This window comes from Persicitalea sp. (assembly GCF_041751555.1).
In the GTDB taxonomy this organism is placed as follows: Bacteria; Bacteroidota; Bacteroidia; order Cytophagales; family Spirosomataceae; genus Persicitalea.
Genome location: NZ_JBGSXF010000016.1, coordinates 1 through 2,662 on the forward strand (window position 1 = coordinate 1; position 2,662 = coordinate 2,662).

General features: G+C 49.9%; 2 protein-coding genes. Both read left to right on the forward strand.

Annotation, left to right across the window (positions count from 1 at the left end):
* Nucleotides 1-1,034 (forward strand): S-adenosylmethionine:tRNA ribosyltransferase-isomerase (locus ACEW8P_RS00560; protein WP_373511166.1); only part of this gene is annotated, 1,034 nt, incomplete at its 5' end.
* 269 nt (nucleotides 1,035-1,303) lie between these two features.
* The gene (locus ACEW8P_RS00565; protein WP_373511167.1) at nucleotides 1,304-2,590 is read left to right on the forward strand and encodes an acyltransferase family protein; all 1,287 of its coding nucleotides are present in this window, start codon (nucleotides 1,304-1,306) and stop codon (nucleotides 2,588-2,590) included.
* Nucleotides 2,591-2,662: the final 72 nt, after the last annotated feature.

Here is a 2,662-nt window from a genome sequence, read left to right on the forward strand (position 1 = left end):
TGATCCCGGCGAGGGTATATTTTCAAAAACCCACGGGGGCGACCATTGAACTGCTGCTGCTGAATCCCGAAGTACCTACTCGCATCATCAACGATGCCATGCTGGTCGTGGGCCAAAGTACCTGGGCTTGCATGATCGGCACTAAAAAACGCTGGAAACCCACCGAAACATTGGCCAGTACCCTGACCATTGAAGGACAAACCATAACGCTGGAAGCCTGCTATGTCGATTATAACAAGAATTGGGTGCAACTAAACTGGGACAGCGACGCCCCATTCCTCGATATAGTAAAAGCCCTGGGCGAAATCCCGTTACCGCCTTACCTTAACCGCGACACGGAAGCGCAGGATGCGCAGACCTACCAGACAGTCTATGCCCGACAAGAGGGTGCCGTGGCTGCGCCCACCGCCGGACTGCATTTCACGAGCTCAGTACTGGAAAATCTGGCTCAGAAAGGCATCGAAAAAACGTTTCTGACACTGCACGTAGGCGCGGGAACCTTCCAGCCGATCAAAGTCGAGAACGTTCGGGAACACCACATGCACTCGGAGCAAGTAGTTTACACCCTTAGTTTGGTGGAGCAATTGTTGCAAAGAGTACGGCACATCGTCGCGGTAGGCACCACCTCGCTGCGTTCGTTGGAAAGCTTATACTGGTTTGGCGTGAAACTTCTGCGACAGGAAACGAGCGAATTCTGGATTGAAAAGCTTTATCCCTACCAATTTCAGGAAGCAGAACTACCCACGGCGGCGGAATCCCTTTGTACAATTCTCGATTATTTGGACAAAAACAATCTGGAAGAAATCACCGGGCAAACGGAGATTTTCATTTTTCCCGGCTACCGCTTTCGCCTGTGTCAGGGGCTGATCACCAACTACCACCAGCCCGGCTCGACGCTTATCCTGCTGGTAGCTGCTTTTGTGGGCGAGGACTGGCAGAACATTTATGACGCAGCTCTGGCTAAAGACTACCGATTTTTGAGCTACGGAGATTCTTCGCTGCTTTGGGGAAACCTAGCCAAATTCCAGGCGTAATCAGTTTTTTCGTCTTCGCCAGTATCGCTTTTTGCGTTCTTTTGGAATTTCGTTTGAAACTATTTCAATTCCTTGGTTTCGCAGCATTGTCCTGATTGACTCTTCCGAAAAACCGCTTTGAATGGATAAATCTTTAATGGAAACTCCTTTCAAATAGTTATTCTTGAATTTTTCTTTATCAAAGATTGAGAAGTGCATATTATGATTTGAGAAAGCAGTTCGTTTTATTGAAATAATCTAAACCCGATCAGTCCCTACTCGTTTCGATCATGAAAGACCGTCTCCTTTCTCTCGATGTTCTGCGCGGTCTGACGATCATGCTCATGACGATTGTGAACAATCCGGGCGACTGGGGCAATGTATATGCACCTTTCCTCCACGCCGAGTGGCACGGCTTCACGCCTACTGACCTGGTATTTCCTACCTTCCTTTTTATCGTTGGCATCACCACGGTGCTGGCCACGCCCCGCAAAGTCCTTGACCGAGCGGTCTGGGAAAAAATCCTGACGCGCTTCCTGCGGATTTTCTCGCTTGGGCTGTTCCTGAATTTCTTCTCCAAGATTCGTCTTTTTGGGTTGGAAGGCGTAGGATTGCTTTTAGTCCGGTTACTGATTACAGCGCTGGTAGTGGTCGCCCTGTTTGGCCAATACGACCGTCGTCGGCAGCTTTACGTGGCGCTGGGGATTTTCGTTCTGTTGTTTGTTCTGGCCTTCGGCGGTTTTGCAGACTATCAAAATGTTCGCCTTCCCGGCGTGTTGCAGCGCATCGCGGTAGTTTATCTCGTGGTATCGCTGTTGTACTTGACGACTTCCGTTTCCACGCAGACTATTGTAGGGGTGGTGATTTTACTGGCCTATTGGGCCATCATGACGCTCGTTCCTGTGCCGGGAATTGGTGTGGCGAATGTCGAGAAAGGCACGAACCTGGCCGCCTGGGTGGACTACCTCGTGATTCCCAATCATCTTTGGGTCACTTCCAAAACCTGGGACCCCGAAGGCATCCTGAGTACGCTACCCGCCATCGGCACGGGCATTGCCGGACTGCTGACCGGGGCTTTACTGACGGCCAACTTCTCCAAGCAGAAAAAGTTTGGGTACCTATTGGTAGGCGGCGTAGCAGGTATTCTGCTCGGCTTGCTTTGGAGTCCGACTTTCCCCATCAACAAAGCCTTGTGGACAAGTTCGTACGTACTATACGCAGCAGGCATCGGGCTGGTGTTGCTGGCCCTGCTCTATTTCGTGATCGATTATAAAGAAATCAAAAATTGGATTGTCCCCTTTCTAGTTTTCGGAGTGAATCCGATGGTCGTCTTTTTCTTCTCGGGAATTATTCCCCGCGCTTTGAGCGCAATCAAAGTGGTTAATCCGGCGAGACCGACAAGCGGTGGTCCGGCTAACGACTCGATTGGCTTGCAGAATTATCTCTACAACTTTCAGATCGCGCCGCACTTTTCCGATCCTATGGCAGCCTCACTAGCAGGAGCATTGATTTATTTAGTGATTTGGTTCGTGATTCTGTATGTTTTCTACCGCCGAAAAATGATCTTCAAAGTTTAAGTTTTCTACCTGCTACGCAGGCTTGCTATTTTCAGCTAAATACGCAACTTTTGCGGCCCGATCACCCCACAC